18 protein-coding genes are annotated in these 16926 nt (G+C 61.3%); 10 read left to right on the top strand and 8 right to left on the bottom strand.

From position 1 onward, the window contains the following. The first annotated feature begins 18 nt into the window (after window positions 1-18). A complete protein-coding gene (groL, locus tag TU80_RS12135) occupies window positions 19-1665 on the top strand; it encodes a chaperonin GroEL (protein ID WP_057004558.1) in 1647 nt (548 codons plus the stop codon). Between the two features lie 107 nt (window positions 1666-1772). Here groL and TU80_RS12130 read toward each other — a convergent pair whose 3' ends face one another. Further along, on the bottom strand, window positions 1773-2510 hold the full coding sequence (locus tag TU80_RS12130; RefSeq protein WP_057004557.1) for a phosphatase PAP2 family protein: 738 nt from the start codon (window positions 2508-2510) through the stop codon (window positions 1773-1775). A gap of 50 nt (window positions 2511-2560) precedes the next feature. Further along, window positions 2561-4510: an LTA synthase family protein gene (locus TU80_RS12125; protein ID WP_057004556.1), complete on the bottom strand. Its 1950-nt coding sequence runs from the start codon at window positions 4508-4510 to the stop codon at window positions 2561-2563. Between the two features lie 203 nt (window positions 4511-4713). On the opposite strand from TU80_RS12125, the gene colR reads away from it, so the two are divergent. The 5 genes from colR to TU80_RS12100 all read left to right on the top strand — a co-directional run bounded on the left by colR (window position 4714) and on the right by TU80_RS12100 (window position 8483). Next, on the top strand, window positions 4714-5397 hold the full coding sequence (gene colR, locus TU80_RS12120) for a two-component system response regulator ColR (RefSeq protein WP_046382217.1): 684 nt from the start codon (window positions 4714-4716) through the stop codon (window positions 5395-5397). Then, window positions 5387-6667, top strand: a complete 1281-nt coding sequence (locus TU80_RS12115; protein ID WP_057004555.1) for a sensor histidine kinase — start codon at window positions 5387-5389, stop codon at window positions 6665-6667. The genes colR and TU80_RS12115 overlap by 11 nt, the downstream gene beginning before the upstream one ends. A 187-nt stretch (window positions 6668-6854) precedes the next feature. Continuing rightward, the gene (locus TU80_RS12110) at window positions 6855-7535 is read left to right on the top strand and encodes a class I SAM-dependent methyltransferase (protein ID WP_057004554.1); all 681 of its coding nucleotides are present in this window, start codon (window positions 6855-6857) and stop codon (window positions 7533-7535) included. A gap of 4 nt (window positions 7536-7539) precedes the next feature. Continuing rightward, window positions 7540-8259 carry a lipopolysaccharide kinase InaA family protein gene (locus tag TU80_RS12105; RefSeq protein ID WP_057004553.1) on the top strand — a complete coding sequence of 240 codons (720 nt, stop codon included), beginning with the start codon at window positions 7540-7542 and terminating at the stop codon, window positions 8257-8259. Continuing rightward, window positions 8256-8483 carry a hypothetical protein gene (locus tag TU80_RS12100; RefSeq protein WP_057004552.1) on the top strand — a complete coding sequence of 76 codons (228 nt, stop codon included), beginning with the start codon at window positions 8256-8258 and terminating at the stop codon, window positions 8481-8483. The genes TU80_RS12105 and TU80_RS12100 overlap by 4 nt, the downstream gene beginning before the upstream one ends. 97 nt (window positions 8484-8580) lie before the next feature. Here TU80_RS12100 and TU80_RS12095 read toward each other — a convergent pair whose 3' ends face one another. The 3 genes from TU80_RS12095 to TU80_RS12085 are packed head-to-tail and all read right to left on the bottom strand — an operon-like array spanning window position 8581 to window position 12204. Then, window positions 8581-9678 carry a DUF1513 domain-containing protein gene (locus TU80_RS12095; RefSeq protein WP_057004551.1) on the bottom strand — a complete coding sequence of 366 codons (1098 nt, stop codon included), beginning with the start codon at window positions 9676-9678 and terminating at the stop codon, window positions 8581-8583. A 2-nt stretch (window positions 9679-9680) separates the two neighbouring features. Next, window positions 9681-10745 carry an imelysin family protein gene (locus TU80_RS12090; RefSeq protein ID WP_057004550.1) on the bottom strand — a complete coding sequence of 355 codons (1065 nt, stop codon included), beginning with the start codon at window positions 10743-10745 and terminating at the stop codon, window positions 9681-9683. A gap of 31 nt (window positions 10746-10776) precedes the next feature. Then, window positions 10777-12204, bottom strand: coding sequence for a di-heme oxidoreductase family protein (locus tag TU80_RS12085; RefSeq protein WP_057004549.1), 1428 nt, complete (start codon window positions 12202-12204; stop codon window positions 10777-10779). Between the two features lie 140 nt (window positions 12205-12344). Here TU80_RS12085 and TU80_RS12080 point away from each other — a divergent pair, with 140 nt between their 5' ends. The 4 genes from TU80_RS12080 to TU80_RS32660 are packed head-to-tail and all read left to right on the top strand — an operon-like array spanning window position 12345 to window position 13496. Next, entirely contained in the window at window positions 12345-12908 is a 564-nt protein-coding gene (locus tag TU80_RS12080; RefSeq protein WP_017846101.1) for an NAD(P)H nitroreductase, read from the top strand. Window positions 12909-12963: 55 nt separating this feature from the next. After that, the gene (locus TU80_RS33705) at window positions 12964-13092 is read left to right on the top strand and encodes a hypothetical protein (RefSeq protein WP_256381374.1); all 129 of its coding nucleotides are present in this window, start codon (window positions 12964-12966) and stop codon (window positions 13090-13092) included. 55 nt (window positions 13093-13147) lie between these two features. Further along, a complete protein-coding gene (locus TU80_RS33700) occupies window positions 13148-13276 on the top strand; it encodes a hypothetical protein (RefSeq protein WP_256583796.1) in 129 nt (42 codons plus the stop codon). Continuing rightward, entirely contained in the window at window positions 13251-13496 is a 246-nt protein-coding gene (locus tag TU80_RS32660; RefSeq protein ID WP_156422908.1) for a hypothetical protein, read from the top strand. The genes TU80_RS33700 and TU80_RS32660 overlap by 26 nt, the downstream gene beginning before the upstream one ends. On the opposite strand, the gene TU80_RS12075 is transcribed toward TU80_RS32660, so the two are convergent. The 3 genes from TU80_RS12075 to TU80_RS12065 all read right to left on the bottom strand — a co-directional run bounded on the left by TU80_RS12075 (window position 13460) and on the right by TU80_RS12065 (window position 16903). Further along, a complete protein-coding gene (locus tag TU80_RS12075; RefSeq protein WP_057004548.1) occupies window positions 13460-15598 on the bottom strand; it encodes a methyl-accepting chemotaxis protein in 2139 nt (712 codons plus the stop codon). The two genes, TU80_RS32660 and TU80_RS12075, sit on opposite strands and share 37 nt — an antisense overlap. Before the next feature lie 135 nt (window positions 15599-15733). Further along, window positions 15734-16135 carry a YbaN family protein gene (locus tag TU80_RS12070; RefSeq protein WP_057004547.1) on the bottom strand — a complete coding sequence of 134 codons (402 nt, stop codon included), beginning with the start codon at window positions 16133-16135 and terminating at the stop codon, window positions 15734-15736. Between the two features lie 159 nt (window positions 16136-16294). After that, on the bottom strand, window positions 16295-16903 hold the full coding sequence (locus TU80_RS12065) for a biliverdin-producing heme oxygenase (RefSeq protein WP_046382224.1): 609 nt from the start codon (window positions 16901-16903) through the stop codon (window positions 16295-16297). Between the last annotated feature and the right edge of the window lie 23 nt (window positions 16904-16926).

Below are 16926 nucleotides of genomic sequence, written 5' to 3'. Positions count from 1 at the left end.
ATTTAAGGAATATCGATAATGGCTGCTAAAGAAGTTAAATTCGGCGATTCCGCCCGCAAGAAAATGCTCACCGGTGTCAACGTCCTGGCTGACGCAGTAAAAGCGACCCTGGGCCCTAAAGGCCGTAACGTGATCATCGAGAAGAGCTTCGGCGCTCCGACCATCACCAAGGACGGCGTTTCCGTCGCCAAAGAAATCGAACTGGAAGACCGTTTCGAGAACATGGGCGCGCAGCTGGTCAAAGACGTTGCCTCCCGTGCCAACGATGACGCAGGCGACGGCACCACCACCGCTACCGTTCTGGCTCAGTCGATCGTCAACGAAGGCCTGAAAGCCGTCGCTGCCGGCATGAACCCGATGGACCTCAAGCGCGGCATCGACAAGGCGACCATCGCCATCGTCAAAGAGCTGAAAAACCTGTCCAAGCCATGCGCTGACACCAAGGCTATCGCTCAGGTGGGTACCATCTCCGCCAACTCCGACAACTCCATCGGCGACATCATTGCCGAAGCCATGGAAAAAGTCGGTAAAGAAGGCGTGATCACCGTTGAAGAAGGCACTGGCCTGGAAAACGAACTGTCGGTTGTAGAAGGCATGCAGTTCGACCGTGGCTACCTGTCCCCGTACTTCGTCAACAAGCCAGAAACCATGGTTGCCGAGCTGGAAAGCCCGCTGATCCTGCTGGTCGACAAAAAAATCTCCAACATCCGCGAAATGCTGCCGGTGCTGGAAGCCGTTGCCAAGGCCGGCCGCCCACTGCTGATCGTTTCCGAAGACGTTGAAGGCGAAGCCCTGGCGACTCTGGTTGTGAACAACATGCGTGGCATCGTCAAGGTTGCAGCCGTCAAGGCTCCAGGCTTCGGCGACCGTCGCAAGGCCATGCTGCAGGACATCGCCGTTCTGACCGGCGGTACCGTTATCTCCGAAGAGATCGGCCTGAGCCTGGAAAGCGCCACCCTGGAAAACCTGGGCAGCGCCAAGCGCGTGACCATTTCCAAGGAAAACACCATCATCGTCGACGGTGCTGGCGTAGACGCCGACATCCAGGCGCGCATCACTCAGATCCGTGCCCAGGTTGCCGAAACTTCCTCGGACTACGACCGTGAAAAACTGCAAGAGCGTCTGGCCAAGCTGTCCGGCGGCGTTGCAGTGATCAAGGTTGGCGCTGGCTCCGAAGTTGAAATGAAAGAGAAGAAAGCCCGCGTTGAAGACGCCCTGCACGCAACCCGCGCAGCCGTTGAAGAAGGCGTGGTACCTGGCGGTGGTGTTGCGCTGATCCGCGCCCTGGAAGCCATCCTGGACCTGAAAGGCGACAACGCCGATCAGGACGTGGGTATCGCTGTACTGCGTCGCGCCGTTGAAGCACCGCTGCGTCAGATCGCTGCCAACAGCGGCGACGAGCCAAGCGTTGTGGTTAACGCTGTGAAGAACGGTAAAGGTAACTTCGGTTACAACGCGGCAACCAGCGAATACGGCGACATGATCGAAATGGGCATCCTGGACCCTACCAAGGTGACTCGTTCGGCGCTGCAAGCAGCTTCCTCCATCGGCGGTCTGATCCTGACCACCGAAGCAGCTGTTGCTGAAGCACCGAAGAAAGAAGGCTCGGCTGGCGGCGGTATGCCAGACATGGGCGGCATGGGTGGCATGGGCGGCATGATGTAAGCCAGCCTTACCCGGCGACTGAAAAACCCCGCCTGCAGCGATGCAGGCGGGGTTTTTTTATGCGGGTGCGTAATAAGGGAGGGAGGTAACTGAAGTGGTTGGCCGGTCTACGTATTCAATGCACGCACTTCTGACACCCTGACCTTCGATGGTCGATAGAGCATCAGGCAGTACAGCCCCAGGCAGATCAGCCAACAGAAAATCGCCGTCCACACGTTGTGGGAAAAGAAGTGCGCGCCCTGTGCCATGCGGCTCACGGAAAACACGCTGCCCAGCGCCACGGCAAAGATGAACGCCTTGCGTGCCATCCGCGGCCGGCGATCCCGTAGCGCAAAGAACCAGGCGAACAGGGCGAACCCGGTTGCCGCATGCCCGCCGGGCCAGCAGCGCCCAGGTTTATCGGTGGGCGGGCGAGGGCTCAGCAGTTCGCTGTAGGTTTCCTGGCCACCGAACTCCTTGAGGCTCCACGGGCATTGCACGGCGGTGACGGTTTTCAATGGCGAGACGAACGCCGTGGCCAGCCCCAGGGACAACACCAGGCAGCCCAGTTCGCGGCGGTACGGCTTGAGGCGCTGGAGGATAAAGGTACCGGCAAACCCCAGAATGGCCAGCACCGAGAACAGGATGACCAACTGTTTGGCGCGGTCATGCAGGATGTCTTCGAGGAAGAAGCTGTAACGCCCGATGAAGCCGCCATCCGCAGCGCTGTAGAACTGCTTGGCGAGGTCCATGTCCAGCGATGTCAGCTGCAGCAATAGCATCAGCAGCGCAGCACCGGCGGGGATGCCCAGGCACAGCCAGAAATTGAGAGGTTTGGAAACCGGAACAACAGGAGGGGATTGCATGGTAAACCCTGATAAAAAAGTCCCGTACTCGGCTGTACGGGACGTTTTGGTTAGCGCGTGCTTAATGCCGGGGCCTCTTCCTTGGGCGCTTTCCAGCTCAGCAGTTGTTGTTTGAAACCATAACTGGCGGCCTGGTAATAGGTGATCGCCCGCAGGATCAGCGGGTCATCGCTGCCGACCCGCAACTCCTGGCTTTCACCCAGCGCCTCGTCGTGGCGACGCAGGCCCTGGCGTGGGCTGAGAATCGCCAGGTCTTTGCCGTCGAACAGCCCCAGGTGCTGGTAGTTGCCGACCACGACCCGAGGGGGCAATGGGTTGTCCTGCAACAGGTCGCGGCCAAAGAAGGTCGATTCATAGCTCAGGTTGATCAGGCCCAGCAGGGTCGGCGCCAGGTCGATCTGGCTGGCCAGTTGCGCCGATTCCCGTGCGTCGATCAGCTTCGGCGCATAGATGAACAGTGGAATCTGATAGTTGGTGATGGGCAGGTCTTCCTTGCCTGCACTGCCGGCGGTGTGGTCGGCGACGAAGACGAAGATCGTGTTATCGAACCATGGCTTCTGACGCGCCGCTTCCAGGAACTGGCCGATGGCATGGTCGGTATACTTCACCGCGCCGTCGCGGCCATTGCCGGATTTGATATCGATGCGCCCGTCCGGGTAGGTGTAGGGGCGATGGTTGGAGGTGGTCATCAGTTGCAGCAGGAACGGCTGCTGCTTGGCGTAGTCGGCATCGGCCAGCTTCAGGGTCTGTTTGTACAGATCCTCGTCCGCCATGCCCCACGCATTCTTGAACGAAATTTCCGACTCGGGCACGCTGCTCTGGTCTACGACGCGATAACCGTTGCCGCTGAAAAACGCGTTCATGTTGTCGAAATAACCGCGCCCGCCATACACAAACACGCTGTCGTAACCGATGGCCGTGAGTTGTTGCCCCAGGCTGGCGAAGCCGCTCTCCCGACCAATGCGCTTGACGATGGAGCGTCCCGGCGTCGGTGGGATGGCCAGGGTGATCGCCTCCAGGCCACGGTCGGTGCGGGTGCCGGTGGCGTAGAAGTTGTTGAAGTACAGGCTTTGTTGACGCAAGGCGTCGAGATTCGGCGTGAGGTTGCGCCCGTCGCCATTGCTGCCCATGTATTTGGCGCTGAAACTTTCGATGGTCACCAGCACGATGTTGGGTTTGCGCAGCGTGCCCGGGTGGGTGATGGCACGGCGGATATCCAGTGGGTCCTGGCCGATGAAGCGCGCATTGGGCTCGCTGAGTTCGGCGCGCAACTGCTTGGCTACGATTTCGGTTGGCAGGCTCTTGTAGAACTGTGAGTAATCCAGCTCGTTGTTACGGAACGCGGCGAAAAACTGATACGGGCCATTGCTCGCCAGTTCGTTCTTGTAGGCATTGCCACCTTGGGCGCGTGGGCTGTCCTGGCTGATCAGTTGCAGGCTCAGGCCCGCGACGACCAACAGCGCCAAGGCATTCAACAGACGGCCGCGCATGGGCGGCAGCGGGGCGTTCATTGCCGCATTGAATGGCTTGCGCAGGGCCAGGCTCAGCACGACAGCCAGCATCGCCAGCAAACTGAGCAACTTGCCGATGGGATAGGATTCCAGCAGGTTGTTCAGTACTTCGTCGGAGTACACCAGGTAGTCGACAGCGATAAAGTTGAAGCGCACGCCGAACTCATCCCAGAACAACCATTCGGCCACCGAGGTGAACAGCATCGCGAACAGGCTGACGGTGAGCACCGCCTGCAGGAACCAGCGATGGCCGCGGCGACGCCACAGCGCGGGCGGGCACAGCAACAGGTACAGCCCCAGAGGAAGGGCGGCATAGGCTAGAAAGGCCAGGTCATAGAGCAGGCCCACACCAAACACCGGCAACAGATTGCCGCCGACTTCACTCAGGTGAGTAATGAGCAATACGCTACGTGTGAGCAGGAAAATAACCAGCCAGGCACCGGTTACCAATAGCAAATAGCGCATAGGCGCTGTTTTGAAAAAACCCATGTACAGCTTCCTTATATCGATGCGCGCGATGTTCACCCCGCTACTGTAGTGAGTTTGTGAAGCTATAGTGAAAAACTCGTTCAACTCTTTAGTCGGTTGAAATCGTTTATCTGCCTAGCGCTCAGCTCTATCCCTGAGCCCTACTTGGCCTTAAGCTGCGCGGGCCAACACACGGCTGGCACGAAAGTACGGAGACACTGCCCATGCGAATTTTATTGGTTGAAGACAACCGCGATATTCTGGCCAATCTGGCCGATTATCTGGGGCTCAAAGGTTATACCGTGGACTGCGCGCAGGACGGCTTGTCGGGCCTGCACCTGGCTGCCACCGAGCACTACGACCTGATCGTGCTCGACATCATGCTGCCTGGCATCGATGGCTACACCTTGTGCAAGCGCCTGCGCGAAGATGCGCGCCGCGATACGCCGGTGATCATGCTCACCGCCCGCGATCAGTTGGATGACCGCCTGCAGGGCTTCAAGTCCGGAGCGGATGACTACTTGCTCAAACCGTTCGCCCTGTCGGAACTGGCCGCGCGCATCGAAGCCGTGCTGCGCCGCGCCCACGGCGGCGGGCGCCGTGCCCTGCAGGTGGCCGACCTGCATTACGACCTCGATACCCTGGAAGTCACCCGCGAAGGGCGCCTGCTCAAGCTCAACCCGGTGGGCCTGAAGCTGCTGGCGGTGTTGATGCAGAAAAGTCCCCATGTGCTGCGTCGGGAAATTCTCGAAGAAGCCCTATGGGGGGATGATTGCCCCGACAGTGACAGCCTGCGCAGTCACGTCCACCAGTTGCGCCAAGTGATCGATAAACCTTTCGCCAAGCCATTGCTGCAAACGGTACACGGTGTGGGTTACCGCCTGGCCGAGGGTCGTGATGGAGTTTAAGCAAAGCCTTGCCCAGCGGATCATCATCGCCTTTGCCTTGATGAGCGCATTGGTGGCGGGCGCCTTCGCGATGGGGATCATCGCGACGGTGCATCTGGTGGAAGAGAAGCTGATTTCGGCAGGGTTGGGCGGCGACTTGCAGCGCCTGCTGCTGATGGACAGCGTCGAGGACTGGAGCCACCGACCCGAGCCGGACCAGCTGTTCTATTTCAGCGGCGGGCGCGGGGATTTCGAGCTGCCCAAGGACCTGCGGCACCTGGAACCGGGTTTTCATGAAGTGTTCCGCGAGGCGTTGTCGTACCACGCCATGGTCGAAGTGGTCGATGGTCGGCGTTACGTGCTGCTGCAAGATCAGAGCGATTTCGAAGAGCGTGAGCGCGTGCTGTTCGCGGTGGTGCTGGTGGGCTTCGTGCTCAGCCTGGCGCTGGCGGTCTTCCTCGGCTGGGTGCTGGCCCGCAAGGTGATGGCACCGGTGGTGCGCCTGGCGCGCCAGGTGCGTCATCGTGACCAGTTGCTCGGCCTGGCGCCGCCCCTGGCACCGGATTACGCCGCCGATGAAGTGGGCGAGCTGGCTGTGGCCTTCGACGCCACATTGGGCCGTCTGCGCCAGGCGCTGTCCCGCGAGCAGTTGTTTACCAGTGATGTGAGCCACGAATTGCGCACGCCGTTGATGGTATTGGCCAGTTCCTGCGAGCTGCTGCTGGAAAACCCGGCCATCGACGAGCGTGGGCGCAACCAGGTGCTGCGCATCGCCAGGGCCTGCGAAGAAATGCGTGAACTGGTGCAGACCTTCCTGATGCTGGCACGCGCCCAACACAACGACGCCACCATGTCCCCCCGGGTAACCCTCACCCAGGTGGCGGATGATTTGCTCGGCCTCTGGCGTGAGCCGATCGAGCAAAAAGGCCTGCAACTGATCTACCAGCCGGGCAACCCCCTGGATACGCGCTATAACACCACCTTCCTGCATGCGGTGATGGGCAATCTGCTGCGTAATGCACTGCATTACACCGAGCAGGGCTTTATCCGGCTCACCCTGGAACCGAGTGGTTTTGTGGTGGAAGACTCCGGCGTCGGCATTCCTGAAGACAAGCGCGAAGCCATGTTCGAGCCCTTCGTGCGCGGCAGCGAAAAACGCGGTGAGGGCCTTGGCCTGGGGCTGTCGCTGGTGCAGCGGATCTGCGAGAACCAAGGCTGGAGCGTCAGCCTGAGCACCATGGAACCCAATGGTTGCCGCTTTCATGTCCAGTTGAACCAAGTCAAACCCTGACTTGCCGTGCTACCGCTATGCTGGCAACGATCAGTGTAATTCGTCGAAGATGGCCCTGTGCCATCAATCGTGTCGGTAAAGTCTTGAAATGTATGAGTCTGGACAGGACAAGTTTTTCACAACGAGTTGACCTATTGATCACAGTTTGCAACCTAAGGTCGTAGGCATCAGTAAACGGAGACGTAAGATGCCTACCCCGATCAAGCTCGAATTTTCCGATAAGTACGACGAAGAGCATGCACAGAATTATTTGCTCAAACATCAGGATAATTTAGCTCGCCGGCTGTCCCACAAACGTGACGAGCAGTTGGCGCGCGGTGCGCTGGCCATGGCCGGTGAACCTGGCCTGGTCTTGGACTTGCCTTGCGGGGCGGGGCGTTTCTGGCCGTTGCTGGCGGAAAAACCCAACCGGGTGATCATCGGCGCCGATAATTCGGAGTCGATGTTGAAGGTCGCGATGGTCGCCCAGCCAGCGGATGTGGTCAAACGGGTACGCCCTTTGCAGACATCCGCCTTTGATATCGATTTGCCTGATAACGCGGTCGACAGCATCTTCTGCATGCGCCTGATGCACCACATTGGTGAGCCTGAGCACCGCTTGGCGATATTGCAGGAGTTTCATCGTGTTACCCGCGACAGCGTGATCATCTCGCTGTGGGTGGATGGCAACTTCAAGGCCTGGAAACGCAAGCGTGCTGAAGTAAAACGTCGTAGGAAAGGTGAGCAGGAAGGTTACCAAAACCGGTTCGTGTTACCGGCTGCTACTGTCGAGGCAGAGTTTGAGCAGGCCGGTTTCCGAGTTCAGGAGTCCCTGGACTTTATTCCGTTCTACGCCATGTGGCGGGTATACGTATTGCGCAAGAGGTAACAGGATGGCAGTTGAGTGCGTAGCAGGCAGTCATGTAGCTCCCGAAGAGCGATTTGAGTATTTCTGGCGCCAGCAGGGCGAGTGGGTCGAAGAGCCTAATCGTCGGCGTGGCGGTGAAAGTGGCGTGCAGCGTGTGATGGGTCCCACCGGGCGTTTGCTCTACAGCAAACGTCAGACCGGGCATATCTACCGCAGTTTGCTGCATCCGTTTGGGCGCCCGACGGTGTTGCGCGAACGGGATGCTCTCAAAGGCCTGCGCGCGCTGAATGTACGGGTACCGGAGATGGTGTTCTGCGAGGCGCGTCGTGATCCGCAACACCAATGGAAAGCATTGTTGGTGACGGCTTCGCTGGACGGTTTCGACGAAATCGAAAAATGGTACGCCGCCGGTGGCCGTGAACAGTACGGCGAAGCGGTACACGAGCGTGTACTCAAAGAGGTGGCGGCGACATTGGCGCGCATGCACAAAGGTCGCTGGCAACACGGTTGCTTGTACATCAAGCATATCTTTGTGCGCGTCACGGGTGAGCCCGACTCGGCCAACGTGGAAGTCGCGCTGCTGGACTTCGAGAAATGCCGCCAGCGCCTGACCGCTTATCGAGCCGCCTCCCATGACATGCTGCAACTGCGCCGCCATTCGTCGTGGAGCGATGGCGACTGGGCAAAACTCAGCTACTTTTACGAGACGGCGTTTGGCAGCGCTATCAAGGGTTTAACCAAATGAAGCTAGAAATAGCTCGAGGTCTGTTTCTGGTCGGGGCGTTGGGCATTGCTGCCCTGGCCCTGGCTGCATGGGAACAGCCTCGGACACAGGTCCTCAGTGCGGTGCAAGGCAGCGGGCAATGCCTGCTGCCGCGCATCGCCAAGGCGAGTGCGACGGTCAAGCCCGATCATGACCTGCTGCTGTTCATGTTCGGGATGTCTCGAGGGATGGGGCCACAAAGTTGAAACGATCGAAACCACCCAAAAAGGGCCTTGTGAAACGAGGCCCTTTTTTTTCGTCGGCGATTTGGCCGTCGGGCGCAGCGTTGGCCGAGCCTGGCCGTCAGACCAGATGCAGATGGTTATCCCAAAGCCCGGCCGGCAATTCCAACGGTGTTGCGCTCAGCTGTGCCTGGCGGCAGTCATAGAACCGGCAGCGCCCCTGGCCGGAGGTCACGACAAACCCATCCGCCACCGCACCCACGCCCGCACAGTCCGGCAACGGCCCATCCAGGCGCAGCTCGCCACTGTCCATGTGCCAGATAAACAAGCGGTTGCCGCGCGGTGCGGTCAACGCGACCAGGCGCAATTCGCTGTGTACCGCGACGCTGGCGGTGTAGTGCGCCATCGCCTGTAACTGCTCGTCGGCCACCGCAAACGCCATGAATGGCTGCCCCGGCCGCTTGATCGCGAGCAACTCGGAGCGCTCCTGGGACGGCCCCATGAACTGCTGCCCGGTAAGGATTGTGCCATCGCTGGCGATGCCCATATGGCGCACGCTGTTCATCTGCTGGCCGAGGGTTTCCTTGCTGATCAGGCTGCCGTCGCGTTGCATCAGCACCAGGCTCGGTTCCATGGCGTTGAGGTTCATTTCCACGCGGCTTTCGGCTTCGGTGCGGATGCCGCCGTTGGCCACCACCAGGGTTTCGCCGTCGGGCATCCACGCCACCTGGTGCGGGCCGATGCCATGGGTGGAAATCTCGCCGCTGTGCACCAGCCGTTCGCCTTCGAACCGGTACACCCCGAGCAGGCCACGGCCCGGATCGGAGGTGTCGTTTTCGGTGGCGTACAGCCAGTCGCCACTTTTATGGATTACCGCGTGGCCATAGAAGTGGCGGTTTGCATTCGCGGTGATGGTTTGCAGCAGCGCGCCATCACGCAGGTCGATCAGGTAACTCTCGGTGCCCGGGCGACGGGCGACAAACAGCGCGATCGGCAGCGTCGGGTGGTTGATGATGTCGTGGCAGCGCTGGCCGACCTGGGTGGCGAACACCCGCTGGCCGTCCAGGCGATAACCGACAGCATAGTGTTTGCCGTCTGCATCATCCCGCGCCGACAGCAGCAGCGGGCCCTTGTCTTTCTGCTTGAACAACGTCCAGCCGCCCAGCGTGAGTGCGCCGAGCAACGCGCTGCCAATGGCCAAAGCCTGTCGCCTGAGCATCATCAGTCACCGTCGTTGGCGTTGAAGCCCAGTTGGATGCCCAGCGCCTTGGCCAGCTCGCCTTCGTGCAGGCGGTGGACGACGTTGAGGCTGTCGTAGAGATCGTTGAGCTGCTGGCGTCCGGCGTCATCGGCGAGCAATTCGTTGAGGGTGCGCTGATTGCTGGCGAACAGTTTCAGGGACGCGGCATAGGCGGCGTCGATCTTCTCGGCCAGGGCCTTTTGATCGGCCGGCAACAAGCCACGCAGGCCTTTGTTGTCGACGCCGACCCACACGGTCTGGGCCGCGGCAAGGCTGGCTTCCAGGCTTCGCAGGGACGACTGGCTGCGCCATGCGTCGGCCTGGAACGGCTGCGGGATGCCCTTGGTCTGGCGACCCATCGGCGTGCCGAGTTTTTTCTTCAGGGTGTCCAGTGCGGTCACTTGTACGCGCAGCAGGTCGGCAATGGCCTCGTGGGAATCAGCGTAGCGCTGGTTGGGAAACTTGCTCATCTGCGCGAGCATGCCGTCGGTGCTGTTCCAACTGGCCAGGATCTCTTCGGCCAGGGCTTTCTGGCGCTCGCCGATGGCCGTCAGCAGCGGGCAGTAGCGGGCTTTCTGCGCGGCGTCGGCGATATCGGTCTTGGCGTCGTAGAGGATGTATTCATAGGCCGACAGGCCCTGCACCACCACGCTGGATTTGGCCAGGGCGGCCGCATCGATCTGCGGCTGGGCGGCGACCAGTTGCTCGACCTGACGACCCACCAGGTTTTTCTTGTCCGGCCAGAACTGCACCTGCCACGAACGGTTACCCTCGGCCAGCGGGCCGATCAGCAGCGGTTGCAGTTCGGCCCAGGCTTTTTGGGCGTGAAGGAAGTCGGCGCGAGCGGTGTCCAGGCTTTCCTTGCCCTGGCAGTACGCCAGGGCGCTGACGGCCAGTTGACGGTCGGCTTCCACCCAGCGGCTGTAGGTCGGCAAGATCACTTGCTTGGCGATGGCGGCCGAGGTCACCGCTTGCGGGTCTTGCGGCGAGCAGGCACCGAGCGCGAGGGCGGCCAGGCTGGTGAACAACAACTTGGGACGGAACATGTCGAGCTCCCTTCTGTAAGTGGGGCGAAGCTTATAAAGAGTTCAGGAACGCCAGCAGTGCAGCGCGCTGCTCGGCATTGAAGGACAACACATGCTGCTGCGCCGCTTGTGCTTCACCGCCGTGCCAGAGCACGGCTTCCAGCAGGTTGCGGGCGCGGCCGTCATGCAAGAACTGGGTGTGGCCACTGACGGTTTGCGTCAGGCCGATGCCCCACAACGGCGGCGTGCGCCAGTCGCGGCCACTGGCCTTGAATTCGGTGCGGTGGTCGGCCAGGCCGTCGCCCATGTCATGCAACAGCAGGTCGCTGAAGGGGCGAATCACCTGGTTGGCCAGTTCAGGTTCGGCAGCATTGGTCGCCGTGGTGAACGACGGCGTGTGACACCCCTGGCAACCGGCCTGGTAGAACAGGTTCTTCCCGGCCAGCACCTGTGGTGCGTCGACGTCGCGGCGCACGGGCACCGCCAGGTTGCGGGTATAGAACAGCACCAGGCGCAGGATGTTATCGCTGACTTCCGGCTCGCCATCGGGGCCATTGCCGTTGGGCGCCTGTTTGCAGGCGACCTGGGCGTCGGTGCAGTCATCGACGGGTCTCAGCGACGTGGTGAGGCCCATATCCCCCGAAAACGCGTGAACGTTCTGTTGATTGAGGTTGGGTTGCCCGGCTTTCCAGCCGAAACGTCCGAGCACGGTTTTTTGCCGGGCGTCATCCCAGACCCAGTTCGCGCGGCCGACGATGGCGTCTTTGTCGGCGGTCTTCGGGTCGGTGTTGCGCAAGATATCCGCGTCGGCAATCGCTTCGAGCAGGCCCAGGCCGATCATCGGCGGGGCGATGCGTGCGGAGAAGCGTGTGTCCGGGTGCATCGGGCCGTAACCGAGTTGGGTGATCTGCAGGTTGGGCTTGCGCAGTTCGACGACGCTGCCGTCCGTGAACGTGACGTTGACCGGCGTGTAGTCGACCCGCACCTTGCCCTCCGGCGTCACGCCGGGTACGGCCATGTCCTGCAACTGCCCACCGTAGACCGGCTCGGGCACTACGCCGAGTTGCTCGATGAGCTTGGCATACGGCGGCGCATCCGGGATCGACAGGCGCACCAGCATCGACACGGCGTTCTGCGCGTCGGCCAGCGGCGGGTGGCCACGGCCGTCCTTGATATGGCAGTTCTGGCAGGCATTGGTGTTGAACAGCGGCCCCAGGCCGTCGCGCGCGGTGGTGGTGGAAGGCGCGATCACCCAGGGGCTGCGAAAGAAACTGTTGCCGACGCTGAAATCCAGGCGGCGGGTTGGCGACAGATTGGCCGAGGGCAGGGAAAAGGCGTTCTGGCCGTGTTTGTTCACCGTCGTTGCCCCGCCGGCCCGCGCTTCCCCCGGCTCAGCCTGGGTAAACCGGGGGGCGTCGTCGCAGGCAACCAGGCTCATGGCCATCAGTCCTGCAGACAGGCGAAGAAGCGAACGGAGCATCGAGTTTCCTGAGCAAAGGCGGAAAATAAGGTCGCAAAGTCTAACAGGGCGGGGCGGTTTGAATAAGAGCAATTATCGTTTGATGGCATCCCGGTCCATTCCCGCTAGAATGACCGCACATTTTTTTCTGGAGGTGGCCAATGCAGGCTCTCGACGCTTTGCTCAACCGTGTTTCCGTGCCGCGCCTGCTGGAACCGGCACCGACCCAGGAGCAGCGTGATGTGCTGTTCGCCGCGGCCATGCGTGCGCCCGACCACGGCCAGTTGCGTCCTTGGCGGTTCCTCACCGTGGAAGGAGCGGCCCGTGAGCAGATGGGCACGTTGCTGGTCGAAGCCGCCCGCCTGCAAGACCCCGACGCGCCGCAGGCCGTCCTCGACAAGGCCCAGAACGGCCCGTTGCGCGCGCCGCTGGTCGTAGTGGTGATTGCCCGCCTGCAGGAACACTTCAAGGTGCCGAAATCCGAGCAACTGCTGGCGGCGGCTTGTGCCGCCCATGGCATCCTGCTGGCGGCCTACGCCCAGGGGATTGGCGCGGTGTGGCGCACCGGGGACTTGTCCTACTCGGCCCATGTGGCCAAGGGGCTGGGACTGAAAGAGGGCGAGGAAGTCATTGGCTTCCTCTACCTGGGCACCCCGCAGAACCCGCCGCGTACCGCGCCGAAAGAGGATGTAGCGGCGTTTGTCACGGCCTGGACCGGCCTGTAGGAGCGAGCTTGCTCGCGAAAAACTCAAGGACACCGCGTTCATCCAGGATGCACGCATGATCGTTGACGTTCTTCGCGAGCAAGCTCGCTCCTACAGCGAAAAACTCAAGGACACCGCGTTCATTCAGGATGCACGCGTGATCGAGGATGTGGCGGCGTTTGTCACGGCCTGGACCGGCCTGTAGGAGCGAGCTTGCTCGCGAAAAACTCAAGGACACCGCGTTCATCCAGGATTCACGCATGATCGTTGACGTTCTTCGCGAGCAAGCTCGCTCCTACAGCGAAAAACTCAAGGACACCGCGTTCATTCGGGATGCACGCGTGATCGAGGATGTAGCGGCGTTTGTCACGGCCTGGACCGGCCTGTAGGAGCGAGCTTGCTCGCGAAAAACTCAAGGACACCGCGTTCATCCAGGATGCACGCGTGATCGTTGACGTTCTTCGCGAGCAAGCTCGCTCCTACAGCGAAAAACTCAAGGACACCGCGTTCATCCAGGATTCACGCGTGATCGTTGACGTTCTTCGCGAGCAAGCTCGCTCCTACAGTGTTATTTACACCCTGAACTGGTCCATCAACTTCATCTGTTGAGTCGCCAGTGCATTGAGTTGGCTGCTGATTGCCGCCGACTCGGTGGCCTGGCCGGTGAGGGTTTCGGTCACGGTGCGGATCGCCGACACATTGCGGTTGACCTCTTCGGCCACTGCGCTCTGTTGTTCGGCGGCGCTGGCAATCTGCAGGTTCATGTCGCTGATCACCGTCACCGCGTCGCTGATCTTGCCCAACGCCTGCACGGCCTGATGGATCTGTCCGGCATTGCTCTGGGCCTGCTGTTGGCTCGAATGCATGGTCGCCACCACGCCACGGGTGCCGCTCTGGATGCGTTCGATCACCTGGCGGATTTCCTCCACCGAATCCTGGGTGCGCTTGGCCAGGTTGCGTACTTCGTCGGCCACTACCGCAAACCCGCGCCCGCTTTCCCCGGCGCGTGCCGCTTCGATGGCGGCGTTGAGCGCCAGCAGGTTGGTCTGCTCGGCAATGCTGCGAATCACTTCCAGCACTGAACCGATCTGCTCGCTGTTGACGGCCAGTGCTTCGACTTCGCTTACGGCCTTGCTGACTTCGTCGGCGAGGGTGGTGATATCGCGGGTGCTCTGCTCGATGATCGACATGCCTTCGCGCGCCGACTGATCGGCCCCGCGCGCCGCGCTGGCGGCGTTGGAGGCGCTGTTGGCGACGTCATGGGCGGTGGCGCTCATTTCATTGGACGCCGTGGCCACCTGGTCGATCTCGCGGAACTGCACCTGCATGCCTTCGCTGGTCTGGCGTGCAATGGCCGAAGACTGGTCCGCCGTGCCACGGGCTTCGCTGATGCTTTGCTTGATCTGCGCGATGGTCGGTTGCAGCTTGTCGAGGAAACGGTTGAACCAGGTCACCAGTTCGCCCAGCTCGTCTTTCTTGGAGTAGGCCAGGCGCTGGGTGAGGTCGCCGTCGCCGCTGGCGATGTCCTTGAGCATGGCGGCCACGCTGTTGATCGGCCGGGTCACGCCGGTGGCGGTCAGCCAGACCAGCAGCAGGCCGAGCAATGCGGCGACGGCCGCGACCAGCAAGGCCTTGAGCGTGCCGCTGGCCTGGGCCTTGTCGAGTACGGCTTGCAGCTTGACGTTATCGGCCAGCAGTACCGCCTTGGGCAGCTTGATCACTATGCCCCAGGACTTGGCGTCGGCAAGCGGTTTGACCGGGTACACCGCGCGGATGGTGTTGTCCTGTTCGAGAATCGTGCGGTTGTCGCTGCCCAGCAGTTGCACGATCTCTTTGCCTTCGGCGCCCAGGGTGTCGATCAGGTTCTTGCCGACCTTGGCCGGTTCGCCACTGTAGGCGGCGATCAAACCGGTGCTGGAGAGAATCTCCAACTGCGCCATACCGTTGAACAGGTCTTTCTGCGCGGCATCGGTGCTGGCTTGCAAGGCATTGAGGGCAATGTCGACGCCCAGGACGCCGATGAGTTTGCCGTCCACCAGCAACGGCAGGGCGATGGTGGTCATCAGTACAAGCTTGCCGCCCACCGTGTCTTCATACGGGTCCAGCAGGCAAGCGCGACGGGTGTCCCGTGGGCAGGTGTACCAGATGTTGTAGGGGGTGCCGTTGAGGTTGAGGGTGGTTTTGTTCAGGTCCTCTTCGACCATGATGGTGTTCAAGCCTTCGCCGCCGGCGCGGCTCCAGTAGCTGGAGAAACGGCCTTTATCGTTGGAGACACGCGCCTTGTCGTCGACAAACTCACTGTCCTTGCCATCCAGCGCATTGGGCTCGAACGACATCCATATCCCCAGCACCTTGCTGTTGCGTTCAAACGCGGTTTTCAGGCTCTGGTTGAGTTCTTCACGCAGCGCGCCGGGTTCGAGGGAGCGCTTGGCGGCCAGGGTGCGCAGGTCTTTGACCTGGTCGGCGAGGGCGGTCAGCGCCACCAGGCTGTCGCCGAAGGTTCGCTGCAGTTGTACCGCCTGTTCGGCAGCCTTGGCTTGCAGCAGTTGTTGCACACTGGCGGTGAGCATCCGTGAGCTTGAGTCGCTGACCAGCGCATTGTTCTGCGCGGTATTGTAAATATTCATGCCGACCACCAGCGCAATCACTCCCAGCAGGCAGAGGCCGGACAGCAGCACGATTTTCAAGCGGATGGAGAGGGTATCGAACATAGGTTCACTCACGGATGGGCTTGTTGGTATGCGAGCCGGGCCAAGTCCATTCGGCGCCTTATCCGGAGCATCGGCGTAGCCAGGGGTTTCATGAGAGGGAGGCGATGAACGGTAGGAAAACGCCTACATCCCGCGTTATACGGGGCGTGCGAGCCGTTCCGGGCGGGACCATATCCACAGGTTGCCCAGGCTCATTCCGGCGATGGTCAGGTATATCGGCCAGCCGTGATCGAGCGTCAGCAGCATCAGTAGGGCACAGAGCAGCATGCTGACGGTGGCGCTGATTTTGGCGCGGCGCGCAATGATCTTGCCGTTGCGCCAGTTGAACAGGATCGGCCCGAACAGGCGGTGGTTTTCCAGCCAGGCGCTGAGGCGCGGCGAGCTTTTGGTGGCGGCCCAGGCAGCCAGCAGGATGAATTCGGTGGTGGGCAAACCCGGCACGACAATCGCCACCAACCCGATACCCAGGCTGACGTAGGCCAGCAGGCCGAAGAGGAGCCGGGCGATTCTCGAGGTGGATGGGGATTTGCCGGTCATGGGTGTGTGCAAGTCGGGGAAAACAATTATTCAGCTTGGCATGAGATCCAAGTGTGGGGGGGCGTGTCAGCCACCACTTTCATGGCTGACCCATCCCTATCGGGAGCAAGTCGAATCGTCGCACCGCCCCTCCCACCGAATACGCATTTCAATCGAATATCAGGCCAGCTCAGGGGCGGTAGCGTATGCCTGTTCGAGCAACACCGTGAAGCGCATAAACGCATTGAGCGCACCTTTTTCCACATCGGCTTCTTCTTCGGCGCTGAATTCCAGGCCGTCGAGGGTGCGGGTGAAGCGCTTCCAGCCGTCGGCGCGGCCGCCGGCCGGCTCGCCGAGGTGGCGGGCGCCGAAGGTTTCGCTCAGGCCCAGGGCCACGGCGCGCTTGATCAGGAACGCCGCGCCCAGCTTGGAGCCTTCGGAGACGAACAACCACCCCAGGGCTTCGGCTTGGCTCGGGTTCTGCACGGCGCCGGGGACGGCGGCCGGCACGTCAGTGTCCAGGTCGGCCAGGTCCAGTCTGGCGGCGTCGGCGCGGCAGCGCTCGGCCAGGTCGGGGACGATCTTGATCAGCGCGGCATCGTTGTACAGCGCCACCAGTTCCGATTGGAACAGGTACTGCGCCACCACGAAGCGCGCGAAGTTGGGCTGGGTTTCAAACGGCGCGTGCGCCTTGACCAGCGCATCGAGCCGGGTGTGCGGTTCGCTGGTGATCTGGTTCAGGCGCTGGGAGCGCAGGCTTGGGCGTTCTGCGGAAGGCGAAGCGGTCATGACAAAGTCCTTGTGAAGGGAGC

Source organism: Pseudomonas veronii (assembly GCF_001439695.1).
Lineage (GTDB): Bacteria > Pseudomonadota > Gammaproteobacteria > Pseudomonadales > Pseudomonadaceae > Aquipseudomonas > Aquipseudomonas veronii.
Note: the sequence above shows the minus strand (reverse complement) of the source record. Positions and strands in the feature narration are given on the sequence as shown.

Coding starts and splice junctions, on each gene's coding strand:
- groL (WP_057004558.1), top strand. CDS start 19: ATGGCTGCTAAAGAAGTTAAATTCGGCGATTCCGCCCGCAAGAAAATG.
- TU80_RS12130 (WP_057004557.1), bottom strand. CDS start 2,510: ATGCAATCCCCTCCTGTTGTTCCGGTTTCCAAACCTCTCAATTTCTGG.
- TU80_RS12125 (WP_057004556.1), bottom strand. CDS start 4,510: ATGGGTTTTTTCAAAACAGCGCCTATGCGCTATTTGCTATTGGTAACC.
- colR (WP_046382217.1), top strand. CDS start 4,714: ATGCGAATTTTATTGGTTGAAGACAACCGCGATATTCTGGCCAATCTG.
- TU80_RS12115 (WP_057004555.1), top strand. CDS start 5,387: ATGGAGTTTAAGCAAAGCCTTGCCCAGCGGATCATCATCGCCTTTGCC.
- TU80_RS12110 (WP_057004554.1), top strand. CDS start 6,855: ATGCCTACCCCGATCAAGCTCGAATTTTCCGATAAGTACGACGAAGAG.
- TU80_RS12105 (WP_057004553.1), top strand. CDS start 7,540: ATGGCAGTTGAGTGCGTAGCAGGCAGTCATGTAGCTCCCGAAGAGCGA.
- TU80_RS12100 (WP_057004552.1), top strand. CDS start 8,256: ATGAAGCTAGAAATAGCTCGAGGTCTGTTTCTGGTCGGGGCGTTGGGC.
- TU80_RS12095 (WP_057004551.1), bottom strand. CDS start 9,678: ATGCTCAGGCGACAGGCTTTGGCCATTGGCAGCGCGTTGCTCGGCGCA.
- TU80_RS12090 (WP_057004550.1), bottom strand. CDS start 10,745: ATGTTCCGTCCCAAGTTGTTGTTCACCAGCCTGGCCGCCCTCGCGCTC.
- TU80_RS12085 (WP_057004549.1), bottom strand. CDS start 12,204: ATGCTCCGTTCGCTTCTTCGCCTGTCTGCAGGACTGATGGCCATGAGC.
- TU80_RS12080 (WP_017846101.1), top strand. CDS start 12,345: ATGCAGGCTCTCGACGCTTTGCTCAACCGTGTTTCCGTGCCGCGCCTG.
- TU80_RS33705 (WP_256381374.1), top strand. CDS start 12,964: ATGATCGTTGACGTTCTTCGCGAGCAAGCTCGCTCCTACAGCGAAAAA.
- TU80_RS33700 (WP_256583796.1), top strand. CDS start 13,148: ATGATCGTTGACGTTCTTCGCGAGCAAGCTCGCTCCTACAGCGAAAAA.
- TU80_RS12075 (WP_057004548.1), bottom strand. CDS start 15,598: ATGTTCGATACCCTCTCCATCCGCTTGAAAATCGTGCTGCTGTCCGGC.
- TU80_RS12070 (WP_057004547.1), bottom strand. CDS start 16,135: ATGACCGGCAAATCCCCATCCACCTCGAGAATCGCCCGGCTCCTCTTC.
- TU80_RS12065 (WP_046382224.1), bottom strand. CDS start 16,903: ATGACCGCTTCGCCTTCCGCAGAACGCCCAAGCCTGCGCTCCCAGCGC.